A 25,391-nucleotide genomic window follows, 5' to 3' on the forward strand; every position below is an offset into this window, starting at 1 on the left:
GCTGGGCGCCAAGCACAAGCAGGTTGTTGCCGCGGCGACGGTGACCACGGCGAGTCGAAGTGCTTTGATCACGGCTGGCAGCCCACGGCGCCGCGAGTCGACGTGATCTTCACGAGTTGCCAGACCCCCTGCTTGTTCATGGCCACTTGAGCGCCGTAGGCGACGTAGCTGTCCTTGGTCACCTTCGTTCCCTTGAGCTCGCCAGTCTTGATGACTCTGCTGTAGCCCTTGCTCTCGTCGCCGCAGTAGCCGATCGCGGCGATGGTCTTGGACTTCACCCTGACGGTACGGTTGAAGAACCGAACGGTGCCCGTCACTGTCCAGCCCGCGTTCTTGAACTGCTGGACCCACTTCTGGGCAGCAGCTGCACCTTCGCCTTCCGTGTAGAACTCCAGGGCGGGAAGTCGCGGATTCTGGGCGGCAATCGCCGCATCCAGCGCGCGCAGGAACTCCGCATTGTCATGAAGGATCGCGTCCTTGACGGAGTCGCCGGTCTCCTCCGGTGTGAAGGTCAGCTTCAGGTCCGGCGGAAGCTTGATCTCCGGGCGTTCAGCCGAGTCCGACGAGCTGGCGCTGGGCGACGCGGTCTTCTCGTCACCTACATCCGCCCCCGCGATCTTGTCATTGCCCTTCGAGCCGTCACTTCCACTCCCGCAGGCGGACATCGACACGACCGCTGCAGCGGCCAGCGCTACGGCTGCGAACAAGGTGGGACGGCGGTTCACAGAGGACTCCCGGCGAGGCGAGGGTTTGCATGAGTTGCCAACGCTATCGACAGAGCCTGGGGGATACCATCCGGGTTTTCGTCCGACACGAGGTCCCAACTGGGCGAATCAAGCGGACGGATGCCTTGGGCGGCCAGTTGACACCACAATAGTTTCGAATCGCAGAGAAACTCGTGAGCATGACATGCTGTCTGTTCTCCATCCTCGACGCAGCATGGGTCTCTGGGCCCATGCGAGTCCTACTGCCCTGCTCATACGGTCAGTTCGCCGAGTGGGCGGGCAGGGCGATACGCGGGCTGGGAGGCTCCTGGATATGGCGCGGCGTTGGCAGGATGGGTGGGGACAGTTGATCGTGTATGGGGATGGTCAACCCGGTAGGGAAGCCATCGCGTTGGAGATCGCCACCTCCTATCGGGCTCGCACCAAAGGGTTGTTGGGACGGGACTCCGTTGACGGCGTTCTCCTGCTGTCGCCGGCCAACAGCATCCACACCTTTCGTATGCGCATCCCCATCGACGTGGCCTATCTCGACCGCCGCCTCAATGTCATCGCCGTACGGACGATGAAGCCAGGGCGGCTGGGGCTGCCGCGGGTCCGGGCACGGCATGTGCTGGAGGCGGAGGCGGGGGCCATGGCGGGATGGGGGATCACAGCCGGGGTTCGAGTGGATGTGGTCGCGCTCTGACTCGCTTCGTCAGGGCGCGCTGGACATCGGTGGTCGACTCGCTGTTTCAACGGCTTCGGTCGCGGTCGCCGTACTCCCGTTCCCAGCGGCGCATGTCCTCAGCATTTCCGATCCTGATGCCGAAGGGCCAGGTCGGGTCGAAGAAGAGCCAGTAACGGGACTCGAGTTCGATGGCGAGGCATTTGATGACGCCCTCGTCGGGCTTCGACGCCGTGTCCGTGAAGGGGTGGACCGTGGTGCAGCGCAAGCGGTCCCAGCTGTCGCCGAAGAGTTGCTCGCCGTGGGAGGCCAGGGCGAGTTCGTCGCCCTCCTCCTCGATCGCAGCGAAGAGCTCGAGACCGTCCAGGGACACCGACTCCACGACTCGAACCGCCAATTGGCCGTTTCCTCCGACCGATTCCAGGCGCAGGGCTCCCACGTCGAGCACGACGAACACAACGAGCGGCTGCGGAGCGAACCGCGTGATCCGCTCCTCGCGGTCGATCCGTCCAGGGACCAGGACATCCGTCACGTACCGCCGCCGCAGGATCTCCTCGACTCCGCTCCAGGGAGTCGTACTCGAAGAGGGCACCGCTGCTCCTGTCACTCGGTCACTGCGCCTTCAAGGTGATCTCGATCGATGTGTCCAGGCCTTCGCCCGACTTCAGGGCGGTCCAGAAGTCGCCGTTCTCGTGCAGCACGATGGTCACACCCTTGCCACGGTAGATGAGCCCTGCGGCCTCGCCCTTCTTCAGCGTGCCCTTGCCTACGAGCTTGAAGGTGCCGTTCTTGATGTTCTCCTGGATGTCGTTCAGGAAACGCGGACCATCATCCTTGAGCTTCTTGTATTTCGTTCCGAGCGCGTCCTCCACCAGCTTCTTGTGCCGCAGGAAATGGTCCTTGAACTTCTTCGGATCCCCCTGCCCCACCGTCGGCTTCCTGGCCGCCTCGGATTCCTCCTTGCTCATGCGGCCGGCGGCGTGATCGGCTTCGGTGGCCTTCTTACGCGCCTCCTCGGCCGCCTTCTTGGCTTCCTCGTCGCAGCCGTCCTCGGCGAGTACGACGTACCCGCCGCCGTCGGCCGCGAGGATGGTGGTGCCGTTGCCGGCCGAGCCGGTGAGGACACCGCCGACGTCCGGGGATGTGCCGTCGTACGGGATCCGGTGGCGCGGTGCTGAGATCGTGCAGCCGGCCTGTCTGGCCTTCTTCTCGGCTTCCTCGGCTGCTTCGTCGGCCTCCTTCGCCGCCTTTTCGGCGCCCGCCACGTCCCCCGCCTTGGCGGCTCGCTTCGCGTCCTCCGCTGCCTCGGCCGCCTCCTCCGCGAGCTTGCCCAGTTTGCCGAGTTTGCCGAGGTCGCCGACCTTCTCTACGACCTTGGCGCCGTCGTAGCCGGGGATGAAGAGGGAGCCGATGTTCCACAGGACGTGGCTGACGGCGCGGGTCTTGTGGCCGTTGTTCCAGTCGTTCGCCGTGTCCTTGCCGATGAACATGTCGTAGAGGACGGTTCCGCCGGTCTTGAGCGAGGAGCCGCCCCAGCCCAGGACGGCGCCCAGGTAGTCGCCCTTGGACCACTTGTCGCGGGCGTCCTTGGAGTTGTTCATCCAGTCGTGGCCGAGCTGTTTGCCGTAGTCGCCGATGCCCTTGAGGGTGTCGAGGGGGTGGCGGGCCATGTCGTAGATGCCGGTGAGGTCGCCCCAGACGCCGTCGACGAACACTCCCTCGCCGACCTGCTTGATCTGGTCTCCGGCGCAGCCGAAGAAGGCGCCGACGCCTGAGAAGCAGCCGGGATCTTTGTCTCCGTCATTGCCGCCGGTGGTGGGCGCGGTCTTCTTGTCGCCGGTGGGGTTCTGGCCGTTGCCGGTGCCTGCCGTCGAGCCTGTGCCGTCGCCCTTGCCCGCCCTGACGTCCGTTCCGCCGCCCCCGGCGGGGGCCGGGCAGGCCATGCCGGTGACCTTGCAGACCTGGGCCTCGATGCCGCCGTAGATCTGCGTGCCCAGGCTGCTGACCAGCAGTGCCGTGATGATGGCGGCGACTATGGCGACCAGGCCGGCGTACTCGACGGCCGTCTGGCCGTCGTCGCGGCGCCAGCGGATCATGCGGGCGAGGGAGAAGGGGCGGCGGTCGGCGCGGTCGCGGGCGGGAGTGTTGTACCACTGTCTGCTCTCCGGCTGGAGCAGGAGGCAGAGGATGACGGTGGGGAGGAAGAGCTGGAGGCCCGCGCGGCCGGAACCGGCGGCGAGGTTGGCCAGGCCGCCGAGGATCAGCCATGCCTGTACGGCGACGAGGCCGCGCCGGATCCAGGGGCCGCCCTGTCGGCTGCGACGGGCGAGCCACCAGCCGAGGGTGCCGGGGGCCGCGGCGTAGGCGACGCGGGCGAGGACTCCGGCGTCGAGGGTGTCGTACGAGGCGGCGGTGAGGAGGATCCCGAGGGCGCCGAGGACGGTGAAGGCGAGGAGGACGTGGAGGAGGACGAAGGCCACCGACAGTGAACGCGGCGGCTCCCCACGTTCCGCGGGCTCACGCCCCATCCCCGGCCACTCCGCCACTCCCCCGACCGACGCCATGCCCCCTCCTCCTCAACCTCCCGCGGCTGCACCGCTGTTGGTCCACGACATTGGCCGAGGGTAGGGAGGAGGCGGGGCGCCCGAGATGGGTCCGGGGGCCCAAATCGGCGCCCAAAACGGGGCGGTTGCGGTCTGCGCTTTGGGGCGTGGCGTGAGAGTGGATTTTCGTCGGGGATGGTTGGCGTCAGCTCTCCGAGCGGGGGAATGTCACCTCCACGCGGCGGTTCTTCTTGCGGCCGTCCTCCGTGGAGTTGTCGGCGATCGGGTACTGCTCGGCGTAGCCGCGTACGTCGAAGGTGATGTTCGGGTCGTTCAGGTCGTCGTCCAGGACGGCCTGTACGGCGTTGGCGCGCTGCTTGGACAGGACGACGCCGTGGGCGTGGGTGCCGAGGTTGTCCGTGAAGCCGAAGACGCGTACCTGGGTCGCGTTCTGCTTCTTGATCTCCTCGGCGATCGCGGCGATGCGTGCCTTCGCGTCGGCGTTCAGCTTGGCGCTGTCCTTGGCGAACAGCACCTCGGCCTGCAGCGCGAAGGTCACCTCGGTGTTGGTGTCCTCCCGGCGTTCGTCGCCGGACTGGTCCTCGACGACCGACTTGATGTCGAGGACCTTGGCGGCGGCGAGGGTGGCGCCCTCGGGGAGTTTGAGGTCGGGGTCGTTGGGGTCGATCTTGACCGGGGCGGAGGCGGAGGCCTCGGTGTCGGGGGCGGTGGTGGGGCTGTCGTCGGCGTGCGCCGTGACGACGCCGGCCAGGTTCGTGGCGACCATGAGGGCCGCCGCCGCGACGACGAGGGGGAGGCGTGGAGTGGTGGTCACGGTCGGCCTCACCCTGAGATCTTGATCGTGCCGCTGGAGAAGGTGGGCAGTTGCAGGGTGACGTCGGTAGTGGTGGCGGGCGGGGAGGGGAACTGCATGAAGACCGGAATGCTCTGGCCGGCTTCGAGTGTCGTCAGCCCGATCGTCGTGAGCGGCCGTCCGTCCGTGTCCCGCAGCACGTAATAGCGCTTCTTGCCCTGCGAGTCCACGAGCGTGGCGCCGCCGAGTGAGGTGCCGTGCTTGATGATCTCGGTCTCGTCGCCGGTCACCTGAGCCGGGATGGCGACCGACTGGGCCCCGTCGTTCTTCATGGTGCCGTTCACGGTGACGAACCCGCCCGTGTCCCTTGTGGCGGAGGTGATCTGCAGGAGCAACCCGTCCGTCCCCTTGAGTTCCGCCAGGGGTGTCTGCGACTGCCCCTCCTGCGTGCTCGGATCGGATCCACTGCTCTCCGACGCGGACGCGGATGTGCCCGGTTTCTTGTCTCCGCCGCCGCTGTCACCGCCACCGCAGCCGGCCACCCCGACCGCCAGTCCGGCCGCTACGGTCAGCGCGACCATCCCCCTGCGGGCCTTCGCAGTGAACCGAATGCTCATCGCTCTGCTTCCTTCACCACTCGTCGTTCGCTTGTCAGTCGGCCAGGTGGACATCGAAGAGGTCCTGGGGTTCCGGTAGATCGGTGAGATCGTTCGGATCCAGGTCCCATATCTTGTCGTCCTTGCAGGTGAGCCGTGGCAGCTCGGCGTCTCCAGCGGCGGCGGGAGGGACGAAGGTGCACAGGGACTTGATCACGGCGGTGGCGGTCGCGTGCGATCGCCTGTCCGTCGTGATGGGCACGATGGAGTCTCCGATGGGCTTGTTCGTCTCGACGGTGACCTTGTAGCCCAGCGGCACGGTCTGCATCGCGCACCCGTCCACGGTGGCGTCGTTCTGACCGGCGAGCTGAGCCGCCCGCCCGCAACCGATCGGCTGCGCCCCCTCACCGTCGAAGATGTCCTGCCACTTCTTCGGATCCAGTACGTTCTTCACCCAATCGCCCGCGAGTTGGTCCCGGGTCTGCTGTGCCGCCGCGAGCGCCGCCGCGTCAGCCGCCGTCTCGGCGCCGTTCCGGTTCACCGCGGCCTGGCCGACCGCGAAGTAGGCGAACGCAAGAAAGAGCAGGCCTCCCACCACAGTGATGTAGATGGGAAAGGCCTGCCCTGCGTCGCCGTACCGACGAGGTCGGATCAAGGAGCGACCTTGGCGATCTGCGCCGTGATCTTGGTGAGAATCGTCTGACCGATGTTCGTACCGGTGATCGCCAGCACGATCGCCACAACCACCGCGATGATCCCCAGATACTCCACCGCGGTCTGCCCCTTGTCGGCGGCGCGACGCTGCATGGCCTCGACCGTCGTGTTCTTCCAGCCGTTCACACGCACCTTGGCCGCCACGGCCTTCTTCAGCATCAGGTCGCTCATGGTGGTCCCCTCCGGGTTCGCTTCCGACGCCGGAACCGTACGCCGCGGCACCCCGCTCACCAGAGGGCCCCAGGGCCCAATCGCGGGCCCAATCCCGGACCCAGGCGCTCCCCCATCCCGGCACGGCCGCTCACCCCAGCCCTCGGCCCGAACCGGGCGCCGTGCCGAGCCACTTGGCCGCCGCCTCGGCGCGGCTGGTGCTGTGGAGCTTGGCGAAGATGCGGTTGATGTGGTTCTTGACCGTCTTCTCGCTGATGAAGCACGTGGCGGCGATCTGCTGGTTCGTCATGCCGGACGCGATGAGGTCCATGATCTCCGCCTCCCTCGTGCTGAGTTGGTAGCGCTTCCTCAACTGTGCCATAGTTGGTTGCGTTTGCGAAGAGGTTTTGGGTTGATTGCTGTACGACAAGGGGAATGAGGGAGTGTCAGTGTATGCAGTCGCACTTCCCAGGCCCTCCGGCAACGGTTCCGCCGACGTCGGGCGTGTCTCGCGCAGTTGCGCCAGCAGTGCCCCCGTCGCCGTCGCCGTGAGGTGGGGCCGACCCTGTCTGATGTCCCGTACCGCAGATACCAGTTCGTCCGCCGTGAACTCGCCGTGGACCAGGTAACCCACCGCGCCCCGGCGCAGCGCCTCCTGGACGATCTCCGACTCCCGGCTGTACGTGAGCATCACGACCGGCGCGATCGGCACCAGGTACGGAAGGGCCGAGATGCCGTCCACCCCGGGCATCCGGACGTCCAGGAGGACGATGTCGGGGCGGTGTCGACGGGCCGCCTCGTAGGCCTCGCGGCCGTCCGCCGCCTCCGCCACGACCGTGATGTCCTCGCGGCCGGAGAGCAGGGCGGTGAGGCCCGCGCGGACCACGGGGTTGTCGTCCGCGACGACGACCTTCAACGGTGCGGGGACCGGGCGTTCCTGGAACGGGTTCGGCGGCGGCTGCGGCGCGCCGGGGTGGGGGAAGGTCTGTTCCGGCATCTGCGGCCTCCTCTCGTGGATGTGGGGGACTCGGACGTCCTACTCGGTCCTACGCGGTCGTACTCGGGACTACTCGGGACCACTCGGTCCTGTTCAGTCCTACTCGGTCGTACTCACTCGGTCTCCGTCGTCAGTGCGGCCAGCGGCAGTTCCAGGCGGACCTCCGTGCCCGTCGGGCGGCCGCCGCGGCCGATGCGGATGCGGGCGCCCACCGAGGCGGCCCGCTCGACCATGCCGACCAGGCCGAAGTGGCCCGCGCGGCGGAGCTGTTCGAGGGTTGTGCCGGGAGGCAGGCCCCTGCCGTCGTCGTACACGCTGATGCGCAGGAGGCCCTCGTGGACGCCCGCGCTGACCTCCACCCGGGTCGGGTCGGCGTGGCGGTGGGCGTTCTCCATGGCCTCGGTGGCGATGGTGAGGAGTTGGCGGGCGACGGCGGGCGGGACGGGGGGTACGGCGTGTTCTCCGATCGGGCGGTAGGCCGCCCGCAGACCGTTGCGGGCGCTGAAGTCGCGGGTGCGGGCCGCCAGTTCGACCAGGACGTCCGTGCCGTGGTCCGGGTCGTTCTCGCGGCGCAGGTCGGCGAGGAGTTCGCGGGCCTCGGACGCGGCGCGGCGGGCCGAGCGGGCCACCAGTTCCGCCTGCTGTCTGACCAGGGCCGGGTCCATGCGTTCGGTGCCGGCCGAGCCGGCCAGGCCGTCGGCGGCGAGGGCCACGCCGTGCAGGGTCTTGGCGACCGAGTCGTGCATCTCGCGGGCCAGCCGGGCGCGTTCGGCGCTGACCGCCTCGGTGACCGCCAGCCGGGCCTGGACCTTGGTCAGGGCCTGGGTCGCGGAGCCGAAGCGGAGCATCAGGCCACGGAGGGAGGAACCGACCGCGCCGGCGATCACGCAGAGGCCGGGCAGCAGCAGGGCCTCGGCCAGGTTGCCGTGCAGGTCCTTCCTCGTCGCGTAGACCATCAGCAGGATCAGCGACTGCAGCGAGGCGAAGCAGGCCGCGCCGCGCCAGCTGTAGACGATGCCGGCCAGCAGCGGGGTGCAGACGCCGACGTAGGCGAGGGTCGTGTCGGGGCCCGCGGAGACCAGGAGCAGGAAGCCGAAGAGGCTGTCCACGACGAGCAGGGACGGGTGGCGCAGCAGGAGCGGGCCGAAGCGCTCCCAGTCGCGGAAGAGGACGTAGGAGCCCATGAACGTGACGACGACGGCGGCGCCGACGAGGCGGGTCGCCAGGCCGGGGGACGCGTTGAGCAGGGCCGCCGGCGCCGCGAGGCTGATCATGGCCAGACGGAAGCCGAAGACCTGACGGCACATGGCCTGGAGAGCGTTGAGCTGGATGGGCAGCGTCGGGGCCTCGGGGGCCCTGCGGCGACGGCCTTCGGTGGCGGGTGCGGGTGCCTCGGAGGCCGGTTCCTGGGGCGTCCGCGGCTCGCGGTCCGCCCGGGTGGCCTGCCGTGGCACGCCCGGCAGGGGGGACACGTCCGCCGGGGCCCATCCCGGCGGCAGCGCGGGAGTCACCGAGGTGACCGGGATGTCGGGCGCGCCGGTGCGCACGTGGTCCGGCAGTACCGTGCCGGCCGGCGGGGTGGTGATCTCCGGCGTCCTCGGCCGGCGCCACAGCAGCCCGGTGACCTCCCTCGTCGTCGCCATGTCCGCGCCCTCCCCCGCTACTTGCCCGTGATCGTGCCGAAGTCGGTGCCCGAGCCGAGCAGCAGACCCGCGCCGAGCAGGAGCAGGGTGGCCGGCACCATGAACGTGGTGATCATCAGCGTGGCCCTGGGGACGGCCCGCGCGGCCTTGCGACGGGCGTTCTGGGCGTCCGTACGGCGCATGTCCTTGGCCAGGGAGACCAGGGTGTCGACGATCGGCGCGCCCAGCTCCTCGCCCTGTTGCAGCGCCGTCACGAACATCGCCACCTGCTCGGAGTCGTTGCGCCGGCGCAGTTCGGCGAAGGCCTGGCGGCGGCTCATGCCGAGGTCCATCTGACGCAGGGTGATACGGAGTTCGTCGGCCCACGGGCCCTCGTAACGGGAGGCCACCCGGTCCAGGGCCTGGCGGAAGCCGAGGCCGGCGCTGACGACGACGGCGAGCACGTCCAGGAAGTCGGGCAGGGTCCGCTCGATCACGTCCTTGCGGATGCGGATCGCCGCCCAGATGCCGACCTCGGTCCAGAACGCGCCGAAGGCGAGCAGGAGAAGGGCCACGAAGTACTGGCCCCGCATCAGGAAGACCAGGAAGCCGACGGCGCCGAGGAAGCCGTAGACCGCGCGGCGGGCCGCGTAGCGGTCGATGGTCAGGCCGCCGGGGTTGCCCGCGAGGTCGATCCTGCGGCGGTACTTGGCGACCAGGGTGGGGCCCATCAGGCGCAGGACGGCGGGCGCGTACCGCATGCCGAGCCGGTCGATGAGCGAGTCGACCGCACCGGTGCGGGTGGCGCCCACCTCCAGGGCGAGCACCAGGTCACCGGGCAGCTTGGCCTCCGCGCGGTACATGCGGATCCCGGCGAAGACGCCCCAGACGCTCAGGCCCATGACGGCCGCGAGCAGAAGTGCCATTTTTTCCTCCCCTCGGCGGAGAACTGTCGGACGGGTCAGACGTCGATGCGGGACATACGGCGGATGAGGACGAAGCCGACGGCGTAGAGCGCGAAGGCGATGATCACGCAGGCCTGGCCGACGGGTGAACCGGTCATCCGGTCCAGGGCGCCGTCCTTGACCCCGTTCATGAGGAACAGGGCGCCCACGCCTAGGGCGGGGACGGCGTACGAGGTCATGGTGACCTGGGAGAGCTGGGTACGGATCTCGCGCCGGGTCTCCTTGCGCTCCTCCAGCGTCTCCGTGAGGTTGCGCAGCGCGCCGACGACCTGGCCGCCGGCCCGGTTGGACAGCACCAACGTGGTGACGAGGACGACCAGTTCGCGTGAGGGCAGCCGGTCGGCGAGGTCGCCGAGCGCCTCGTCCATGGATTGGCCGATCGCCAACTGGTCGGCGACCTTGCCCAGTTCCTCACCGGCCGGTGCCTCGAGTTCCTCCGCGGCCATCCCGATCGCCGTCCGCAGGGCGAGTCCGGCCTGGGTCGCGTTGGCCAGGATGCGGGCCAGTTCGGGGAGTTGGTTGATGAACTTCTCGATGCGTTTCTGGCGCTGCCAGTTGAGGAACTGCACGGCCACGCCGATGCCCAGCAGCCCGGCGAGCGGGCCGAAGAAGGGGGCGAGGGAGGCCTGGCCGATGAGCCACAGGGCAGCGACGGTGGCGAGCATGTAGGCGAAGAACTCGCCGGGGGTGACGTCGAGGCCGGTGGCGGCGAGCCGCAGCTCCAGCTTCTTGCCGAGCCTGGTGCGGCGCAGCCGGCGGTCGAGGGTGCGGAAGCGGCGTGCGCGGCCGCCGACCGGGATCTGGCCGGTGTGCGCGAGCCGTTCGACGAGCGCGGCCCGTTCGGCCCTGCCGGTGGCGTAGGTGTGCACGCCCACGACGGCCAGGACGCAGGTCAGCAGGGTGATGCCGGTGGTGAGGGTGACGAGGTTCTGCAGATCCATGGAACGGCACCTACCTGGCTTCTCGGGTGGCCAGCTCGTCCGCGGACCGGGCGACGCCGAAGGCCTGTGGGATGGGCTGGTTGGACATGTAGAGGCGGTCGGCGGTGCGGCGGGTGAGCGGGAAGTGCTGGAAGGCGCCGTAGATCCGGCCGTCCGGGGCCATGGGCTGGGCGTTGAACCGGGCCACGGTGGCGAGGCGGTACGGCTCCCCGCCGTGGCTGTCGAGCAGGGCGATCTCGGTGATGCGGCGGGCGCCGTCGGCGAAGCGGGTGAGCTGGATGATGACGTCGACGGCGCTGTTGATCTGGTCGTGCAGGGCGATGAAGGGGACTTCGACGTCGGACATGGAGGCCAGGGTCTGCAGGCGCATCAGCGCGTCCTCGGCGCTGTTGGCGTGCACGGTGGCCAGTGAGCCGTCGTGGCCCGTCGACATCGCCTGGAGCATGTCGAGGGACTCGCCGCCGCGGACCTCACCGACGACGATGCGGTCGGGGCGCATGCGCAGGGAGTTGCGGACCAGGTCGCGGATGGTGATCTGGCCCTTGCCCTCGACGTTCGGGGGGCGGGACTCCAGCCGGATGACGTGGGACTGCTGGAGCTGGAGTTCGGCGGAGTCCTCGATGGTGATGATGCGTTCGCCCTCCGGGATCAGGCCGGAGAGGGCGTTGAGGAGGGTGGTCTTGCCAGTGCCGGTGGCGCCGGAGACGATGATGTTGAACTTCGCCTGCACCAGGCCCGCGAGCAGGAACAGGATGTGCTCGTCGAGCGAGCCGAAGCCGATCATCTCCTGGAGCGTGAAGGAGCGGGGGAAGCGGCGGATGGTGAGGGTCGCGCCGGTCAGGGACAGCGGCGGGATGATCACGTTGACGCGCTCGCCGGAGGGGAGACGGGCGTCGACCATCGGGTTCGACTCGTCGACCCGCCGGTTGACCGTGGAGACGATGCGTTCGATGGTCTGCATCAGCTGGTCGTGGGAGGCGAAGCGGATCGGCAACTGCTCCACCCGGCCGCCGCGTTCGACGAAGATCGCGTCGGGTCCGTTCACCATGATCTCGGTGATGGACGCGTCTTCGAGGAGCGGCTCCAGGATGCCGAGGCCCAGTGCCTCGTCCACCACCCGCCGGATCAGCTGGGAGCGTTCCACCGTGGAGAGCACCGGGCCCTCGCGGCTGATGATGTGCCCGAGGACCCGCTCGAGCCGGGCCCGGCGTTCGGCGGCGGCCAGCGAGGACATCTCCGCGAGGTCGATCTCCTCCAGGAGCTTGGCCCGGTACGAGGCGACCATATGGCCGTCCTCGCCCCGATGGCCGTTCTCCTCGGGGGAGTTGATGCGTGCCCGCAGGCTCATGGTGCGTGCTCCTCGCGTGCCTCAGTGGTCGAGCGGCATGGTGGCGGCCTTGCTGGCCTGGTAGTTGCCCAGTCCGGGGAAGAGCTTCGGGATGTCCACGTGCGCGACGACGGTGACCGACCCGCTTCCCTCCGAGGGTTCGCAGCGCACCGTCAGCCGGCTGCTGACGGCGTCCGCGCAGGCCGCGCCCGCGTCCTGGCGCAGCGAGGCGGCACGGGCGCCCGCCCGGGCCGCCGTGCCGGCCTGCTGGGCGGCGTAGGCGACGAGGCCGAGCTGGATGCCGGCGAGGGCGACGAGCAGCAGCACCGGGATGAACCCGAGGTACTCGATGGCCACTTGGCCCCGGTCGCGACGTGTGCGGTCGTACGGCATCTCAGTTCTTCACCTCCTCCACCGCGCCCGCGTGTCCGTGCACGGTGATGGGGACGGAGACCGCGCCCGGGAAGAGCAGCGGGACCCGTATCGACACGTCCGCGGTCACGAAGCCGGTGCCGCCGCACTGGTCCACCGTGGTTCCTCCCCGCCAGGACGCCGAGAGGTCCTTCAGCGCCGCCTGCTCGCACACGCCGAAGCGCTCCCCCCGGGGAGCGGCCGTGCCCGCCCGTACCCCCTCGTCCGCAGCATTCCCCGCGAGCGTGTACGCGTATCCCACCAGCACGAGCTGCCACAGCACCACCAGCGTCACGATGATCAGCGGGGTCATGCCGAGGAACTCGATGGCGACCTGACCGCTGTCCCCTCTCCGCACGGCCCCGGGCCTCCTCATCCCCCGCCCTCCCTCCGGCGCCGGAAACTCACCGCGCCCCGGTCGCCCCGGAACCGCCCGCCGCCCCGGTGAGCCGCCTCGGCCGCCTTGACCAGCCCCAACTCCCCGGCCAGCGACCAGAGCGCCTGCTTCACCACGCCCCTGCTGTCCAGTTCATGGACCCGGCCCGCGTCCACCGCGCCCTGCAACTCCTTGAAGTTGGCCGGGATCACGGTCCCCGCCACCGCGGTGCCGGTGATCTTCTGGATCAGCTGCGGCTGGATCTCGGTGGCCCGGCTGTGCCGGTTGACGACCACGGTCGTCTCCTCGGCCTTGCGGATCTGCAGCCGGTCCCACATCCGTACCGCCCGCTTGGCGCCACGGACCGCGACCACGTCCGGGGTGGTGACGAGCAGGGCCATGTCCGCCATCTCGACGGCCGCCGCGCCCGCCCCGCTGAGCTGCGCCCCGCAGTCGATGACCACGATCTCGTACCGTGACCGCAGCGCGCTGACGATCTGCCGCGCGCCCCGGTCCGTGACCTCCTCGCCCCGCTCGCCCTCGCCCGGCGCGAGGAGCAGGGCGATCCCCGTGTCGTGCCGGTAGACGGCGTCGGCCAGCACCCGGGGCGAGATGTCCGTGATCGCGGCCAGGTCGACGACCGAGCGGCGGAACTGGACGTCGAGGTAGGACGCCACGTCCCCGGTCTGCAGGTCCATGTCCACCAGAGCCGTGCTCCGGCCCGAGGCCTGGGCCGCCAGCGCCAGTTGGATCGCGGCCAGGGTGGCTCCCACCCCGCCCTTCGCGCCGCTGACGGTGACCACGGTGCCGCCGACTCCGGTGAACACGTCACCGCCGGAGCCCAGATGGCGCCGTACGCCCACCGACCACTGGGCGACCGCCTGGACGCGGCTCGCCAGCTCCTCGTAGCTCAGCGGGAGGGCGACCAGCCCGCGTGCGCCGTAGTCCATCGCGGCCTGGAAGAGTCCCGGGCTCGCGTCCGAGGTGACGAGGATGACGCCCACCGCCGGGAAGCGCAGGGCCACTTCGCGGATGAGTTCCAGGGCTGGGACGGGGCCGATGCGCTCGTGGACGACCACGACCTCGGGGAGTTCGTCGATGGACTCGGCGGCCAGCCGGGCCAGGGTGTCGACGAGCTGGGTGGAGTCGACGACCGGGGCCACCGGCTCTGCGTCCGGGAGCTGGCTGAGCAGCGTCGTGATGGAACGGACCGCGTCCGCGTCCCCGACTGCCGGGAGGATCCTGGTGGGCATGGGGGCCTCTCACTTGTCCTTCGCGAGCTGGTACGTCCGGTCCTTGTCGGGGACCGTGGTGCTGCCGCCCGGCGCCACCAGGGCGAGCCGGACCCGCTGGGCGAACGACTCGGCGTAGGTGATGCGCTGGGCGTCGAGGGTGGAGAGGGCGAAGGTGATGGGGACCTCGTCGGTGGGCTGCTGGTTGTTCTTGTCGCTCGCGGAGGGGTCCAGTGCCTTGATCTCGCCCACGTCCAGCACCTTCGCGTTTGTTACGATGATCTTCGACTGGGCGGGATCACCCTCCTTCTCGCCCGCGAAGGTGGCGTACACGTTGACCGTCGAACCAGGCGTGATCTTGCCCGCCACACCGGTCGCCGCGTCGATCATGATGGCGACCTCCTGCTGACCCGGCTGCAGAGCGGGCTGGTCGACGATCATGTCGCTCTGCAGCAGGGACCCGGCCCGCAGTGTGGTGACGGCGATCTTGCCCCGGACGGCGTCGAGATCGGTGATCGCGTTGTGCGACAGCCACCGTTTGGGCATCTTGATCTTCTCGAACTGGCCCGCGGTCAGCTGGGTGTACGGCGCGATGTTGTCCTTCACCTGGTACGCGGCGACCTCGGGGCCGACCTTGGACTTCACGTCGCTGATGACGGACAGGACGCCGGCGAACGCGCCGAGGGCGCACAGGACCGACAGGAGCAGGAGGAGCACGCCGCGGCGCTGACGGGAGTTCATGTGCCGTACAACCTCATTGGGGATATCGGTCGAGCGGAATGGGATCGGGCGGGCGGTGCGGGGGGCGTTCGGGACTCACCCGGCCGGGAGCTGGTTCTCCAGCAGCGGTGGCGTGGCGGAGCAGAACACGCAGCGGTCGCCGATGACGTCGATCCCGCACCAGTGGCAGCTGCCCTGCCGGACGGACGTCACCAGCTGGTAGAGGACCGAGAGGTCGGGGAGGAAGGTCGCGAACTCGACCAGCTTGTTCGTCCCCCACCAGGTCGCCGACTCGGCGGGCGGGACGGTCTCCCTCAGTCCCTGCACGTTCCACTGCTTGGCCAGCGTCGCGCTCACCCAGTCCGACTGGAGCTGGCCCTTGCCGACCAGCATCCAGGTGCCGAACTCCGGTCCCGCCAGGGCGGCCGCGGGACCGAGCTTCACCAACTGCGGCTCGGGATGGGCGAGGACCGCGAAGTGACTGCCGGGCACCCAGGACTTGGCGTGGGATTTCAGGCCCACGGGGACGCGGTCCAGGCGGGCCACGGAGCCGAGCAGCGCGCCCGCGTGGATGTAGTGGGTGAGCAGCCGGCCCGCGGAGGCCAGGACGCCCGGGGAGAGGTCGCAGGACGCCAGCTGCCGCAACTGCCGTGCCAGGACGGCCAGTCCGAGCGGGGGCAGATCGGGCCGGAACAGGGCGATACGGTCGCTCTCCAGGAGGGAGCGGATGGTGTGCAGCCGGCGTTCCACTCCGGGCGGGGCGGCGCGCGAGGACACGACGACGAGATGCCCGTGCTGGTCGACGAGGGCCTGGACGGCGGACAGCGCCTGGTCGAGCGGCTGTCGGTCGAGGTCCGGCAGGACGACGGCGGGCAGGGTCCGTTCGTCCAGCGGCGGCAGCGCCATGTCGGCACTGGTCACGGCAATGGCAGTTGGCACGCGCAGCTCCCCGTGTTACGCCGTCGGCCCACCGGGGCGGGGTTACTCCGGTACACCGATATGACTTCACTGCGTGACTACCTCAGCACTGTATCCACGCCTCTGTGACCGGAGAACAGCGTTTCTGTAGCTGATGGGCAACTGCCGTTTCACAAGACACGTCAAAACGGGGCAGGTTGAGCATCTTGCCGGTGCCGAAGCGATCCGGCGCCGGACGGCCGAGTTGGTCTGGACCTCTTGACAGTCGGATTGGTCTGGACCAACTTGTTGTCATGTCCCCACTGAGACGATCGACACGGCTCTGGTCCGCAGCCGTCACCGCCGCCCTCGCCCTGTCCCTCGCGGGCGCGGGCCAGGCGTCCGCAGCGGACGTCAACAACGCGAAGAACGCCGGTTTCGAGTCCGGCCTGAGCAACTGGACCTGTTCCGCCGGCAGCGGTACGACGGTCTCCTCCCCGGTGCACGGCGGCTCGGCCGCGCTGAAGGCGACGCCGGCCGGACAGGACGACGCCCAGTGCGTCCAGACGGTGGCCGTGAAACCGAACTCGACGTACTCGCTCAGCGCCTGGGTGCAGGGCGGCTACGCCTTCCTGGGCGTCACGGGCACGGGCACGACCGACGTGTCGACCTGGACGCCGGACTCGTCCTCGTGGAAGCAGCTGACGACGAGCTTCACGACGGGCGCGGCCACCACGTCCGTCACGGTCTACACCCACGGCTGGTACGGACAGGCGGCCTACTACGCCGACGACGTGTCCGTCCTCGGCCCGGACGGCGGCGGGGGCGGCGACCCGGCCCCGACCATCCCGGCGACGCCTTCCGGCCTCGCGGTCTCGGGTACGACGTCTTCGTCGGTCTCCCTGTCCTGGAACGCGGTGTCGGGCGCCACCGGCTACAACGTCTACCGCAACGGCACGAAGGTGACCGCGGTGACCGGCGCCTCGGCGACCGTGACCGGGCTCGCGGCCGCCACCTCGTACTCCTTCCAGGTCACCGCGACCAACTCGGCGGGTGAGTCGGCGAAGTCGGCGGCGGTCACGGGCACGACGGCGACCAGCGGCACGGGCGGGGGCTCGCTCCCCAGGCACGCGGTGACCGGGTACTGGCAGAACTTCAACAACGGCGCCACGGTCCAGAAGATCTCGGACGTCTCCGCGCAGTACGACATCATCGCGGTGGCGTTCGCGGACGCGACGTCCACGCCGGGCGCGGTGAGCTTCACGCTCGACTCGGCGGGGCTCGGCGGATACAGCGTCGACCAGTTCAAGGCGGACATCGCGGCGAAGCACGCGGCCGGCAAGAAGGTGGTCGTCTCGGTCGGCGGGCAGAACGGCACGGTGTCGGTGAGCGACTCCGCCTCGGCGACGAACTTCGCCAACTCGGTGTACTCGCTGATGCAGACGTACGGCTTCGACGGCGTCGACATCGACCTGGAGAACGGCCTCAACCCGACGTACATGTCCCAGGCGCTGCGGTCCCTGTCGGCGAAGGCCGGCTCGTCCCTGGTCATCACCATGGCCCCGCAGACCATCGACATGCAGTCGACGTCGGCCGGCTACTTCCAGACCGCGCTGAACGTCAAGGACATCCTGACCGTCGTCAACACCCAGTACTACAACAGCGGTTCCATGCTGGGCTGCGACGGCAAGGTCTACTCGCAGGGCTCGGTGGACTTCCTCACCGCGCTCGCCTGCATCCAGCTGGAGGGCGGCCTCTCCCCGTCCCAGGTGGGCCTGGGACTGCCCGCCTCGACCAGCGCCGCGGGCAGCGGCTATGTCTCCCCGACGGTCGTGAACAACGCCCTCGACTGCCTCACGAAGGGCACGAACTGCGGTTCCTTCAAGCCGTCGAAGACGTATCCCGACCTGCGGGGCGCGATGACCTGGTCCACCAACTGGGACGCTGCCGCGGGCGGTTCGTGGTCGGGCTCGGTGGGCCCACACGTGCACGCGCTGCCGTAGGCACCCGCTCCCGGCGTTTCGCGTCGACGGCACACGCGCAGAACGTGCCGTCGACGCGGATCCCGCCGACCCTCGATCCCGTGTGAAACATTTCCCCGGTGCCACCGCATCAATGAAGTGAGAACGGCGCCGCGGCAGGGGGAAGACGTATGAGACAGGCACGTGCGGACGAGTATGGCGAGTTCGCGGCAGCGCGCGCCGGGCATCTGTACCGCTCCGCCTGTCTGCTGACCGCCGGGGACACGCATCTCGCCGAGGACCTGGTGCAGGAGACCCTCGGCCGGCTCTACGTCAGATGGGGACGGGTGTCCCGGGTGGGCAACCCCGCGGGGTACGCCCAGACCGTGCTCACCCGGACCTTCCTCGCCCACCAGCGGCGGCGCAGCAGCACCGAGCAGGCCACCGACACACTCCCCGAGCTGCCCGACGGCGCCCCCGACGGGGACCCCTCGCTGCGGCTGACGCTGCTGGAGGCGCTCGCCCGGCTGGCCGCCAAGGACCGGGCCGTGGTCGTCCTGCGGTACTGGGAGGACCGTTCCGTCGAGGAGACCGCCGACGTCATGAACGCCAGCTCGGCCGCCGTACGGACGCGGTGCGTGCGGGCGCTGGGGCGGCTGCGCGAGCTGCTCGGCGAGGACCTCGGCGAGTACGCGCGCCCCTGATCCGCCGCACCTCAGCCCACCCACCTCACTTCAACCCACCTCACTTCAACCCTCAGCGAAACGGTGGCTCCCCATGCCCGTCGAACAGCACAGCGACCCTTTCGAGGACCGGCTCACCGCCGAACTGCACGAGGCGGGCAGCGCCTTCGCGACCGACCGGGCCGAACTCGTCGCCGCCGGTGTCCGCATCGGCCGCCGGCGCCTGCTGCGGCGCCGGGCCGCCGTCGTGGGCGGCGCCGCCTCCCTCGCGCTCGTCGGGGTGGGCGGGGCGCTGCTCCTGCCGGGCGCCGGATCTCCACCGCGGGCCACCGCCACGGTCGGCACCTCCCGGCACACCCCCGAGCCGGCCCCCGCCCCCGTCTCCGGGGACCAGCTGATCCGCACCCTCGAAAGGCTGCTCCCGCACGGCAAGTTCAGCCAGGCGCAGGCGCGCGGCACGAACGAGAAGCCGGGTCCGTTCGTGCACCTCGTGTACGACGACGGGAAGGGCGCGGCCGCGATCGAGGTGGGCCTCGACCGGATCGAGCCGGGCAGCGACGAGGCACGGCAGACCACCGAGTGCCCGGGCAAGGCGTATGTGCACTATGACGCGTGCGGCACGACCCGGCTGTCGGACGGCTCGGTGGTGATGGTGCTGCAGGGGTACGAGTATCCGGACCGCCGCGTCGACACCAAGTACTGGACCGCCGAACTCGTCACGCCCGAGGGCCGGCACATCAGCGTCGGCGAATGGAACGCGGCGGCGGAGAAGAACTCGCCCGTCACCCGGCCCGAGCCTCCCTTGTCCGCCGCGCAGTTGAGGCGGCTGGCGGCGGCCGGCACCTGGCGGGACGCCGTCGACGCGATCCCGCGGAACACGAGCGCCCCGGCCGCCGAGCCGACGGCGACCGCCGCCCGGAGCACGGTGTCCGTCGCCCCGATGCTCAGGAGCCTGCTGCCCGCGGGGAAGTTCACGGTGTCCGAGGACAGCGGCCAGGACACCGGCTTCGGCTACCTCGTCCTGGACGACGGCAAGGGCAGGAGCCTCGTCCAGGTCAACGTCCAGGCCGACCAGTCGGACGTCGGGGCCGAGCTGTTCGGCTCCGACTCCGAGACGCTGCCCGACGGCACGAAGGTCGCCCTGCACCAGCGGCCCGGCGAGAAGGGCGGCGCGGGCGTCGTGTGGTGGACCGTCGACACACTGCGCAAGGACGGGCGACGGGTGGTGATCAGCGCCTTCAACTCCGGCGCCCAGGACACCCCCGCGACCCGCAAGACCCCCGCGCTGACCATGAAGCAGCTGAGGGCGATCGCCCTCAGCCCCAAGTGGTGGCAGTAACGGACCGAACGGCAGCCCGCGCGGGCGGACGGCTATCGCCGACCACAGCCGTCCGCCCCGCAGGTACCGAGCTCGAACCACACGCTCTTGCCCGGTCCGTCGTGACGCCAGCCCCAGCGCAGCGCCAGCGCCTCCACCAGGAACAGCCCCCGCCCGCTCTCCCCCGTGCCCGCGTCGAGCACCCGCGGAACACGCCGGCCCGAGTCGCTCACCTCGCAGCGCAGCACTCCGTGGGCCGCGGACAGGGTGAGCCGGAAGCCGCCGCCGGAGTGCAGCAGCGCGTTGGTCGCCAGCTCGCTGACGAGCAGCTCCGCCACCTCCACCACCTCGCCGTCCCGGTCCGCGATCCCCCACGCCTCCAGCTGTCTTCGCACCTCCGACCGGGCCCGCCGCGCGGACGAGGGAAGGGGGCCGTACTGGACACTCAGGTCACCGGCACCCAGGGGCGGTTGAGGGTACGCGGCATGATGCGGGTCGGGATCCGGGCGAGTGCTCCCGGAGCGTTGCAGCATGCGGACAGGATGATCTCCCCCCGGGCACGGCACACGGGGAGGACTACCTGATTCCATACCTGCGTACCCTCCCGTGCCCTACGCGTACTGCAGCCGTACGGTGGCCCCGTGCTCTTCGTCGCGGACGTCGACGTATGTGCACACCTGCCGCGTGAACCACAGCCCCTGCTCCGGCTCCAGTTCGGGCGTGGGCGGTGGCACGAACCCGGCCAGCGGGTCACCGACCCGGCGCGCGGCGCGCAGCTCGCACACACAGCCGGGCGCCTCGCCCCACAGCCGTACGGCGGTGACGGGCCCGAGCGTGCCGAGTGCCGCGGTCACCGCCTCGGTGAACAACTCGGCGTCCACCCGCGTCAGTCCACGGGCCACCGCCCGTGAGCGTACGGCGTCGGCGTACGGTTCCCGGAGGAGTTCCGCGTCCGGCGGAGGCGGTGCGAGCGGCACGGTGTCCAGCTCGGCGGTGAGGCGGACCGGGTCCTCGTACACGCCCGAGCCGGGGTGGGCGCGGCGGGCCGCCTCGACGATCGCCTCACCGGCGGTACGGGTGTCGTAGGCGCACAGGACCGTCGTCGCCATCGGCGCGAACAGCAGGTTCGCGAGGGCCTCGTAGCGGATCCACTCGGTGGTCTCCCGGGCGGAGCGCCCGGCGCGGCCGTCCCAGACGGGTTCCATCAGGAGGTGGACCCGGCCGCCGGGTCCGGCCTGCGCGGCGAGGTAACCGGCGCCCTGGGCGACGGCGTTGGCGGCGGAGCCGGTGTACCAGTCGGTGTGCTCGATGAGCGCGACCTCCTTGGTGTCGCTGCCGAGGGCGTCGCGCAGGAGGTCCAGCTTGGCCGGGGCGGCGATGGCCGCGGGCGGGGGTTCGCCGGGGGCGCCGAGGCCCTCGGTGAGGAAGGCCACGGCGGCGGCCACGAACTCGTCGTCGGCGCCGAAAACGCCCATGCGGTGGTCGAACGGGGTCGGAGTGGGGGCTGGTCGAGCGGTCATGGTTCTCCTTCGTGGGGGCGGATCTCCGTGGGATCTCCGTGGGGACGGGATCTCCGTGGGAAGGGGGATCGGTTCACCGCTGGGCGGTCACCCAGGCGGCGATCTGGCTGCGGTTGCTGAAGCCGAGCTTGCTGAGGATGCGTTCCACATGGCCTTCGGCGGTCCGGCGGGCGATGACGAGACGGTCGGCGATCTGCTGGTTGGCCAGGCCCTGGGCGACGAGTTGGGCGACCTCGCTCTCCCGGCGGGTGAGACGGACGGCGTCGCACCGCTCGGCCGGCGCCGGCTCGGGCCGCTGCGGCGGGAGTTCACCGGTGGGCTCCCCCACCGCATAGCCGACGGTGGCCGTGAGCCCGAGGGCCGCGCCGCGCGCGTACGACCGCTCGTACGCGGCCCTGCCGAGGGCCTCCCGGGCGCGGGACTCGCTCTCCAGCCGGGTGGCGCCGAGGGCCTGCGAGCCCCAGCGGAACCGGTCGACGTCGGCCCAGACGCGGTCGGCGCCGCCGAGCAGGACCGCCGCGCGCTCGGCGGCCCCGCGGCGGGCGGCGGTCTGAGCGAGCAGGTCGAGGGTGAGGCCGATGCCGATGATGTCGCGGACGGCGAGTTTGCGTCGCAGGGCGTCCCGGGCGTGCCGCTCGGCCTGCTCCCACTCGCCCTTCACGGTGTGCGCGAGGGCGAGCATCCGCAGCACGTACGACAGCACCCACTCCTCGCCGTGCTCCTCGCACAGCCGGCGGGTCTCCACGCACACCTCGATGGCCTGGTCCGCCTCGCCCAGGAAGCCGAGCGCACAGGCGAGTTCGACCCGGTCCAGGCCGACCAGGGACAGGTGCTGGCCGAGGACACGGCCGCGGGCGACGGTGGCGCGGTAGTGCTCCAGGGCGCCGGACACGTCGTTGTTGAACAGGCGCAGGACGCCGATGACGTACTCGGCGTGGGCGGCCTCGGCCTCGTCGCCGAGGGAGCGGGCCAGGTCCCGGGCCTCCTCAGCGCGTGCCAGCCCCGAGGTCAGGGCCTCCTGGGAGCCGGCGAGCAGGCCCACGATCCACAGGGCGCGGGCCCGTTCACGGGTCGGCTCGGGGCAGGCGGCCAGGGCCCGGTCGAGCCAGTAGCGGCCCTCGCGGGGCGCCCCACAGGCGTGCCAGTAGAACCACAGGGTGCCCGCGAGGCGCAGTCCGGCACGGGCCTCGCCGGGTTCGGTGAGGCTGAAGTCGAGGGCGGCGCGCAGGTTGTCCTGGTCGGCGCGGAGCCGGGCGACGATCTCCCGCTGCCCCGGCCCGAACCAGGCGCTCTCGAAACCGGCGGCCCGCCGCTGCACCCACTCCCGCTGCCGGCGCCGCGCTGCGACCTCCTCGCCCGCCTCCTGCCGTAACTTCTCCAGGCCGTAGTGGCGCAGGGTGTCCAGCAGGTGGTAGCGCACCCCGCCGGGGCCCTCCTCCCGGCCCAGCACGGACTTGTCGACGAGACCGGCGACGGCTTCCAGCACTTCGTACGCGTGCACCCGCTCACCGTCCGCGCACACCGCCTCGGCGGTCTCCGCGTCGAAGCCGCCGGCCAGCACGGACGCCCGCGCCCAGACCAACTGCTCCTGCTCGGTGCAGAGTTCGTGGCTCCAGTCGACCGCGGCGCGCAGGGTCTGGTGGCGGGGCAGGGCGGCGGTGGAGCCGGCGGTGAGGAGGCGGTAGCGGTCGTCGAGGCGCTCCAGAAGCTGTTCCACGCCGAGGACGCGCATGCGGACGGCGGCCAGTTCGATGGCGAGCGGGAGGCCGTCCAGGCGGTGGCACAGCCGGGCGACGGCGGCACGGTTGGCGGCGGTCAGCCGGAAGCCGGGGACGACGGCGGCGGCCCGGTCGGCGAACAGGGCGAGGGCGGGGTAGCCGTCGGCCGAGGTGAGGTCGCCGTCCGGGTCGGGGACCGGCAACGGCCGTACCTCCAGCAGGTGTTCCTCGGTCAGACCGAGGCGGTGGCGGCTGGTGGCGAGGACGCGGACGCCGGTGGTGCCGTGCAGCAGGGCGGCGGACAGGTCCGCGCAGGCCTGGAGGAGGTGTTCGCAGTTGTCGAGGACCAGCAGCAGACGCCGGTCGCGCACCTGCTCGACGAGGGCGTCCAGCGGGGGCTGGCTGGAGTGGTCGTGCAGGCCGAGGGCGTCGGCGGCGGCGACCGGGACGAGCGCCGGGTCGTCCAGCCCGGCCAGCTGCACGAAGCGGACGCCGTCGGGGAAGGTGCGCTCGACGCGGGCCGCGATGCGTGCAGCCAGGCGCGTCTTGCCGACGCCGCCCGGTCCGGTCAGCGTGACCAGTCGTGCCCTGTCGAGCAGCTCGTGGCCCTTGGTCTGTTCGCCGCGCCGGTCGACGAAGCTAGTGGTCTCGACCGGCAGTTGACGGTCCCGTCGCGGCGCTGATCCGCCCATGATCAGCCTCCCCTGGCAACGGAACCTCACTTTCCTCTTGGTTCGGCATATATGCACGTCGCGGTCACACCCGCGAGTGCACTTTGCCGGAGGTCCGTGCGGGGAGAACGGGCGCGCGTACACTGCGCGCGCCCCTGTCCGGCGGCTGGAGGAGCGCCGGCCGAGCCCGACCGAGCGCGCGGACCGACCGGACAGCGGCACGAGTCGCGGCAGCGGAGAAGCGGTGTCACCCGGCGGGCGTTTCCTCGGGTGCCGCCTCGCCTTCCCGGCGTCCGCCGGTGAGCCGGCGGAACTTCTGCGCGACCTCGGCCTTCTTCTGCTCGCGCCTGGCCTTCGCCTCCTCCTTGCGGACCTGCTCGGCGGCCTCCTCCATCGCCTTCAGCTCGGCACGTACGTCGTCGACCGGGCGGCGCTCGAGAACGGTGTCGTAGCGCATGGCCAGCAGGTCGAGCACCTGGGTGTCACTCTCCTCGACCTCGGCCAGGATCGCCGTGCCGCCGGGAGCGACGTGGGGGGTGAAGGCGCCGAGGGCCTCGGTGGCCTCACCGGCCCGCTTGAAGTCGTAGCCTCCGCCGATTCATCGCGCCGACGCCCCAGTCCATCAGCACGCCCAGCGGTCCGCCCAGGATGCCGACTCGCATCCGCGAGGACATGTTCGGCCGCGTCGGCCGGCACTTCACGGACGCGCTCGACGCCGCCGCCCGGCGCGGTGAACTGCGCCCCGGTGTCCAGGCGCACGCCGGGCAGCTGATGGCCCGCATCGCCGGCTCGCTGTTCTTCCGGCGCTCGATGCTCGGCGAACGGCTCGGCCACGACGTCGTGGCGGGCAAGGTCGACAGCGCGCTCGCCCCGTGGCTGCCCGACGCAGGCCGGCGTGGCGGAGGTGACGGAAGCGACGACGACGGCGGACCGGATCCCGCTGGTCGACCGGCCGCCACGGCTGCTCCCGCGCGAACTCCGCAGTCCCGAGGGAGAGTCACCGCCCGCGGACCGCCAACGGCTCGTGAAGTCCGGAGCCGCCCGGGCGTCGAGGGCACCCTCAAGGGCGGCCTCGTACACCGCAGGACGCTCGGGTCGCCGTACGCGTGGAGGCGTTCCGGGGCCCCGGCGGGCGCGGAGGGACCCCGGCCCCCCGGGTACGGGCCCCACCACGCCTGCCGGGCGGCGGGAGTCACTCGAAACCGGCCGCGCGCTCACCCGGGCGTCCGGGGGCGCGTGGCCGATGTGCTACGCGTCCGACGCGTCCTCGTCGAAGTAGGCGTCGAGCACCGCGTCCAACTGCTCGTCCCACTCCTGGAAGCGTGACCGGGCCGGCGCCTCGATCTCGATCGGATACCAACGGCGGTCCGGGGTGTGGACGGTGACGGTGTACCGCTTGCCGAAGCGGGGGGACTCCGTCTCGACGGCGCCGATCTCGTCCCAGCGGAACTCGCACTTCTCCTCGTCGAGGCTGAGACGGATGCCCCGGCGGTCGGCGACGATTCTGGCCCGCCGGTCGGAGGCCTCGAACACGGGCCCGTCCTCGACCTCCTCCTCACCGGAGTCGGCGTCGGTCTCGTCGGTCTCGGCCACGACCGCCGGGGTCTCCGCCTCCTCCGCCTCGACGTCCCCACCCTCGGACGTGGCGTCCTCCGGCTCCTCGGCCACGGGTGAGGTCAACCCGGGGATGAACGCCGGGTCGAACCCGGCGCCCTTCACGGGCTCTGCCTTCAGGGGCTGACTGCTCGAACCTATGCGCTGCTCCACAGCGGGCAGTATGGTCGACGATCCTGTGTCCGACACAGCCAGCCCCAACTTCGTTATGA

General features: G+C 70.7%; 27 protein-coding genes. 5 read left to right on the forward strand and 22 right to left on the reverse strand.

The annotated features are described in order from the left end of the window. Positions 1 to 68: 68 nt before the first annotated feature. Positions 69 to 725 carry a hypothetical protein gene (locus tag ABZZ74_RS06585; RefSeq protein WP_356762202.1) on the reverse strand — a complete coding sequence of 219 codons (657 nt, stop codon included), beginning with the start codon at positions 723 to 725 and terminating at the stop codon, positions 69 to 71. A 313-nt stretch (positions 726 to 1,038) separates the two neighbouring features. Between ABZZ74_RS06585 and ABZZ74_RS06590 the strand changes: the two genes are divergently transcribed. After that, on the forward strand, positions 1,039 to 1,410 hold the full coding sequence (locus tag ABZZ74_RS06590) for a DUF192 domain-containing protein (protein ID WP_356762203.1): 372 nt from the start codon (positions 1,039 to 1,041) through the stop codon (positions 1,408 to 1,410). 46 nt (positions 1,411 to 1,456) lie between these two features. Here ABZZ74_RS06590 and ABZZ74_RS06595 read toward each other — a convergent pair whose 3' ends face one another. The 16 genes from ABZZ74_RS06595 to ABZZ74_RS06670 form a co-directional block, all read right to left on the reverse strand. Further along, a complete protein-coding gene (locus ABZZ74_RS06595; RefSeq protein WP_356762204.1) occupies positions 1,457 to 1,981 on the reverse strand; it encodes a hypothetical protein in 525 nt (174 codons plus the stop codon). Between the two features lie 19 nt (positions 1,982 to 2,000). After that, positions 2,001 to 3,953, reverse strand: a complete 1,953-nt coding sequence (locus tag ABZZ74_RS06600) for a hypothetical protein (RefSeq protein ID WP_356762205.1) — start codon at positions 3,951 to 3,953, stop codon at positions 2,001 to 2,003. A 184-nt stretch (positions 3,954 to 4,137) separates the two neighbouring features. After that, on the reverse strand, positions 4,138 to 4,719 hold the full coding sequence (locus tag ABZZ74_RS06605) for an OmpA family protein (protein ID WP_356762304.1): 582 nt from the start codon (positions 4,717 to 4,719) through the stop codon (positions 4,138 to 4,140). Between the two features lie 56 nt (positions 4,720 to 4,775). After that, positions 4,776 to 5,363, reverse strand: a complete 588-nt coding sequence (locus ABZZ74_RS06610; RefSeq protein WP_356762206.1) for a hypothetical protein — start codon at positions 5,361 to 5,363, stop codon at positions 4,776 to 4,778. 34 nt (positions 5,364 to 5,397) lie between these two features. Further along, entirely contained in the window at positions 5,398 to 5,994 is a 597-nt protein-coding gene (locus ABZZ74_RS06615; RefSeq protein ID WP_356762305.1) for a pilus assembly protein TadG-related protein, read from the reverse strand. Next, entirely contained in the window at positions 5,994 to 6,227 is a 234-nt protein-coding gene (locus tag ABZZ74_RS06620; RefSeq protein WP_356762207.1) for a hypothetical protein, read from the reverse strand. The genes ABZZ74_RS06615 and ABZZ74_RS06620 overlap by 1 nt, the downstream gene beginning before the upstream one ends. Positions 6,228 to 6,357: 130 nt before the next feature. Continuing rightward, the gene (locus ABZZ74_RS06625; RefSeq protein ID WP_356762208.1) at positions 6,358 to 7,203 is read right to left on the reverse strand and encodes a response regulator transcription factor; all 846 of its coding nucleotides are present in this window, start codon (positions 7,201 to 7,203) and stop codon (positions 6,358 to 6,360) included. A 113-nt stretch (positions 7,204 to 7,316) separates the two neighbouring features. Continuing rightward, complete coding sequence (locus ABZZ74_RS06630; protein ID WP_356762209.1) at positions 7,317 to 8,846, reverse strand: histidine kinase; 1,530 nt, start codon at positions 8,844 to 8,846, stop codon at positions 7,317 to 7,319. Positions 8,847 to 8,863: 17 nt separating this feature from the next. Next, positions 8,864 to 9,751, reverse strand: coding sequence for a DUF5936 domain-containing protein (locus ABZZ74_RS06635; protein ID WP_356762210.1), 888 nt, complete (start codon positions 9,749 to 9,751; stop codon positions 8,864 to 8,866). Between the two features lie 35 nt (positions 9,752 to 9,786). Continuing rightward, complete coding sequence (locus tag ABZZ74_RS06640) at positions 9,787 to 10,731, reverse strand: type II secretion system F family protein (protein ID WP_356762211.1); 945 nt, start codon at positions 10,729 to 10,731, stop codon at positions 9,787 to 9,789. Between the two features lie 10 nt (positions 10,732 to 10,741). Next, on the reverse strand, positions 10,742 to 12,079 hold the full coding sequence (locus ABZZ74_RS06645; RefSeq protein WP_356762212.1) for a CpaF family protein: 1,338 nt from the start codon (positions 12,077 to 12,079) through the stop codon (positions 10,742 to 10,744). A 21-nt stretch (positions 12,080 to 12,100) separates the two neighbouring features. Continuing rightward, the gene (locus ABZZ74_RS06650) at positions 12,101 to 12,451 is read right to left on the reverse strand and encodes a TadE/TadG family type IV pilus assembly protein (protein WP_356762213.1); all 351 of its coding nucleotides are present in this window, start codon (positions 12,449 to 12,451) and stop codon (positions 12,101 to 12,103) included. 1 nt (position 12,452) lies between these two features. Continuing rightward, positions 12,453 to 12,845, reverse strand: a complete 393-nt coding sequence (locus ABZZ74_RS06655) for a TadE/TadG family type IV pilus assembly protein (RefSeq protein ID WP_356762214.1) — start codon at positions 12,843 to 12,845, stop codon at positions 12,453 to 12,455. Next, entirely contained in the window at positions 12,842 to 14,098 is a 1,257-nt protein-coding gene (locus ABZZ74_RS06660) for an AAA family ATPase (RefSeq protein ID WP_356762215.1), read from the reverse strand. The genes ABZZ74_RS06655 and ABZZ74_RS06660 overlap by 4 nt, the downstream gene beginning before the upstream one ends. A 9-nt stretch (positions 14,099 to 14,107) precedes the next feature. Further along, positions 14,108 to 14,818 carry a Flp pilus assembly protein CpaB gene (gene cpaB / locus ABZZ74_RS06665; RefSeq protein WP_356762216.1) on the reverse strand — a complete coding sequence of 237 codons (711 nt, stop codon included), beginning with the start codon at positions 14,816 to 14,818 and terminating at the stop codon, positions 14,108 to 14,110. A 75-nt stretch (positions 14,819 to 14,893) separates the two neighbouring features. After that, a complete protein-coding gene (locus ABZZ74_RS06670; RefSeq protein ID WP_356762306.1) occupies positions 14,894 to 15,703 on the reverse strand; it encodes a hypothetical protein in 810 nt (269 codons plus the stop codon). Between the two features lie 305 nt (positions 15,704 to 16,008). Between ABZZ74_RS06670 and ABZZ74_RS06675 the strand changes: the two genes are divergently transcribed. The 3 genes from ABZZ74_RS06675 to ABZZ74_RS06685 all read left to right on the forward strand — a co-directional run bounded on the left by ABZZ74_RS06675 (position 16,009) and on the right by ABZZ74_RS06685 (position 19,677). After that, the gene (locus ABZZ74_RS06675) at positions 16,009 to 17,697 is read left to right on the forward strand and encodes a glycoside hydrolase family 18 protein (protein ID WP_356762217.1); all 1,689 of its coding nucleotides are present in this window, start codon (positions 16,009 to 16,011) and stop codon (positions 17,695 to 17,697) included. A gap of 149 nt (positions 17,698 to 17,846) precedes the next feature. Then, positions 17,847 to 18,359, forward strand: a complete 513-nt coding sequence (locus ABZZ74_RS06680; RefSeq protein WP_356762218.1) for a SigE family RNA polymerase sigma factor — start codon at positions 17,847 to 17,849, stop codon at positions 18,357 to 18,359. A 73-nt stretch (positions 18,360 to 18,432) separates the two neighbouring features. Beyond that, positions 18,433 to 19,677 (forward strand): hypothetical protein, encoded by a 1,245-nt coding sequence (locus ABZZ74_RS06685; protein ID WP_356762219.1) that lies wholly within the window; start codon positions 18,433 to 18,435, stop codon positions 19,675 to 19,677. Positions 19,678 to 19,709: 32 nt separating this feature from the next. On the opposite strand, the gene ABZZ74_RS06690 is transcribed toward ABZZ74_RS06685, so the two are convergent. The 4 genes from ABZZ74_RS06690 to ABZZ74_RS06705 form a co-directional block, all read right to left on the reverse strand. Further along, positions 19,710 to 20,120 (reverse strand): ATP-binding protein, encoded by a 411-nt coding sequence (locus tag ABZZ74_RS06690; RefSeq protein WP_356762307.1) that lies wholly within the window; start codon positions 20,118 to 20,120, stop codon positions 19,710 to 19,712. Positions 20,121 to 20,267: 147 nt separating this feature from the next. Further along, on the reverse strand, positions 20,268 to 21,176 hold the full coding sequence (locus ABZZ74_RS06695; RefSeq protein WP_356762220.1) for an MEDS domain-containing protein: 909 nt from the start codon (positions 21,174 to 21,176) through the stop codon (positions 20,268 to 20,270). Between the two features lie 73 nt (positions 21,177 to 21,249). After that, complete coding sequence (locus ABZZ74_RS06700; protein ID WP_356762221.1) at positions 21,250 to 23,586, reverse strand: LuxR C-terminal-related transcriptional regulator; 2,337 nt, start codon at positions 23,584 to 23,586, stop codon at positions 21,250 to 21,252. 226 nt (positions 23,587 to 23,812) lie between these two features. After that, entirely contained in the window at positions 23,813 to 24,040 is a 228-nt protein-coding gene (locus tag ABZZ74_RS06705) for a hypothetical protein (protein ID WP_356762222.1), read from the reverse strand. A 173-nt stretch (positions 24,041 to 24,213) separates the two neighbouring features. Between ABZZ74_RS06705 and ABZZ74_RS06710 the strand changes: the two genes are divergently transcribed. Further along, on the forward strand, positions 24,214 to 24,891 hold the full coding sequence (locus ABZZ74_RS06710) for a hypothetical protein (protein WP_356762223.1): 678 nt from the start codon (positions 24,214 to 24,216) through the stop codon (positions 24,889 to 24,891). Here ABZZ74_RS06710 and ABZZ74_RS06715 read toward each other — a convergent pair. Continuing rightward, positions 24,814 to 25,332 carry a hypothetical protein gene (locus tag ABZZ74_RS06715; RefSeq protein WP_356762224.1) on the reverse strand — a complete coding sequence of 173 codons (519 nt, stop codon included), beginning with the start codon at positions 25,330 to 25,332 and terminating at the stop codon, positions 24,814 to 24,816. The two genes, ABZZ74_RS06710 and ABZZ74_RS06715, sit on opposite strands and share 78 nt — an antisense overlap. Positions 25,333 to 25,391 lie beyond the last annotated feature (59 nt).

The organism is Streptomyces sp. NPDC006476, assembly GCF_040612015.1.
GTDB classification, from domain to species: domain Bacteria; phylum Actinomycetota; class Actinomycetes; order Streptomycetales; family Streptomycetaceae; genus Streptomyces; species Streptomyces griseorubiginosus_B.

Excerpts from the sequence above, each read along its gene's own strand:
- cpaB (WP_356762216.1), bottom strand. The coding sequence starts at position 14,818 with ATGAACTCCCGTCAGCGCCGCGGCGTGCTCCTCCTGCTCCTGTCGGTC.
- ABZZ74_RS06655 (WP_356762214.1), bottom strand. The coding sequence starts at position 12,845 with ATGAGGAGGCCCGGGGCCGTGCGGAGAGGGGACAGCGGTCAGGTCGCC.
- ABZZ74_RS06605 (WP_356762304.1), bottom strand. The coding sequence starts at position 4,719 with ATGGTCGCCACGAACCTGGCCGGCGTCGTCACGGCGCACGCCGACGAC.
- ABZZ74_RS06710 (WP_356762223.1), top strand. The coding sequence starts at position 24,214 with ATGCCGACTCGCATCCGCGAGGACATGTTCGGCCGCGTCGGCCGGCAC.
- ABZZ74_RS06610 (WP_356762206.1), bottom strand. The coding sequence starts at position 5,363 with ATGAGCATTCGGTTCACTGCGAAGGCCCGCAGGGGGATGGTCGCGCTG.
- ABZZ74_RS06645 (WP_356762212.1), bottom strand. The coding sequence starts at position 12,079 with ATGAGCCTGCGGGCACGCATCAACTCCCCCGAGGAGAACGGCCATCGG.
- ABZZ74_RS06630 (WP_356762209.1), bottom strand. The coding sequence starts at position 8,846 with ATGGCGACGACGAGGGAGGTCACCGGGCTGCTGTGGCGCCGGCCGAGG.
- ABZZ74_RS06625 (WP_356762208.1), bottom strand. The coding sequence starts at position 7,203 with ATGCCGGAACAGACCTTCCCCCACCCCGGCGCGCCGCAGCCGCCGCCG.
- ABZZ74_RS06685 (WP_356762219.1), top strand. The coding sequence starts at position 18,433 with ATGCCCGTCGAACAGCACAGCGACCCTTTCGAGGACCGGCTCACCGCC.
- ABZZ74_RS06700 (WP_356762221.1), bottom strand. The coding sequence starts at position 23,586 with ATGGGCGGATCAGCGCCGCGACGGGACCGTCAACTGCCGGTCGAGACC.
- ABZZ74_RS06640 (WP_356762211.1), bottom strand. The coding sequence starts at position 10,731 with ATGGATCTGCAGAACCTCGTCACCCTCACCACCGGCATCACCCTGCTG.
- ABZZ74_RS06590 (WP_356762203.1), top strand. The coding sequence starts at position 1,039 with ATGGCGCGGCGTTGGCAGGATGGGTGGGGACAGTTGATCGTGTATGGG.
- ABZZ74_RS06620 (WP_356762207.1), bottom strand. The coding sequence starts at position 6,227 with ATGAGCGACCTGATGCTGAAGAAGGCCGTGGCGGCCAAGGTGCGTGTG.
- ABZZ74_RS06635 (WP_356762210.1), bottom strand. The coding sequence starts at position 9,751 with ATGGCACTTCTGCTCGCGGCCGTCATGGGCCTGAGCGTCTGGGGCGTC.
- ABZZ74_RS06695 (WP_356762220.1), bottom strand. The coding sequence starts at position 21,176 with ATGACCGCTCGACCAGCCCCCACTCCGACCCCGTTCGACCACCGCATG.
- ABZZ74_RS06680 (WP_356762218.1), top strand. The coding sequence starts at position 17,847 with ATGAGACAGGCACGTGCGGACGAGTATGGCGAGTTCGCGGCAGCGCGC.
- ABZZ74_RS06660 (WP_356762215.1), bottom strand. The coding sequence starts at position 14,098 with ATGCCCACCAGGATCCTCCCGGCAGTCGGGGACGCGGACGCGGTCCGT.
- ABZZ74_RS06650 (WP_356762213.1), bottom strand. The coding sequence starts at position 12,451 with ATGCCGTACGACCGCACACGTCGCGACCGGGGCCAAGTGGCCATCGAG.
- ABZZ74_RS06675 (WP_356762217.1), top strand. The coding sequence starts at position 16,009 with ATGTCCCCACTGAGACGATCGACACGGCTCTGGTCCGCAGCCGTCACC.
- ABZZ74_RS06600 (WP_356762205.1), bottom strand. The coding sequence starts at position 3,953 with ATGGCGTCGGTCGGGGGAGTGGCGGAGTGGCCGGGGATGGGGCGTGAG.
- ABZZ74_RS06670 (WP_356762306.1), bottom strand. The coding sequence starts at position 15,703 with ATGGCGCTGCCGCCGCTGGACGAACGGACCCTGCCCGCCGTCGTCCTG.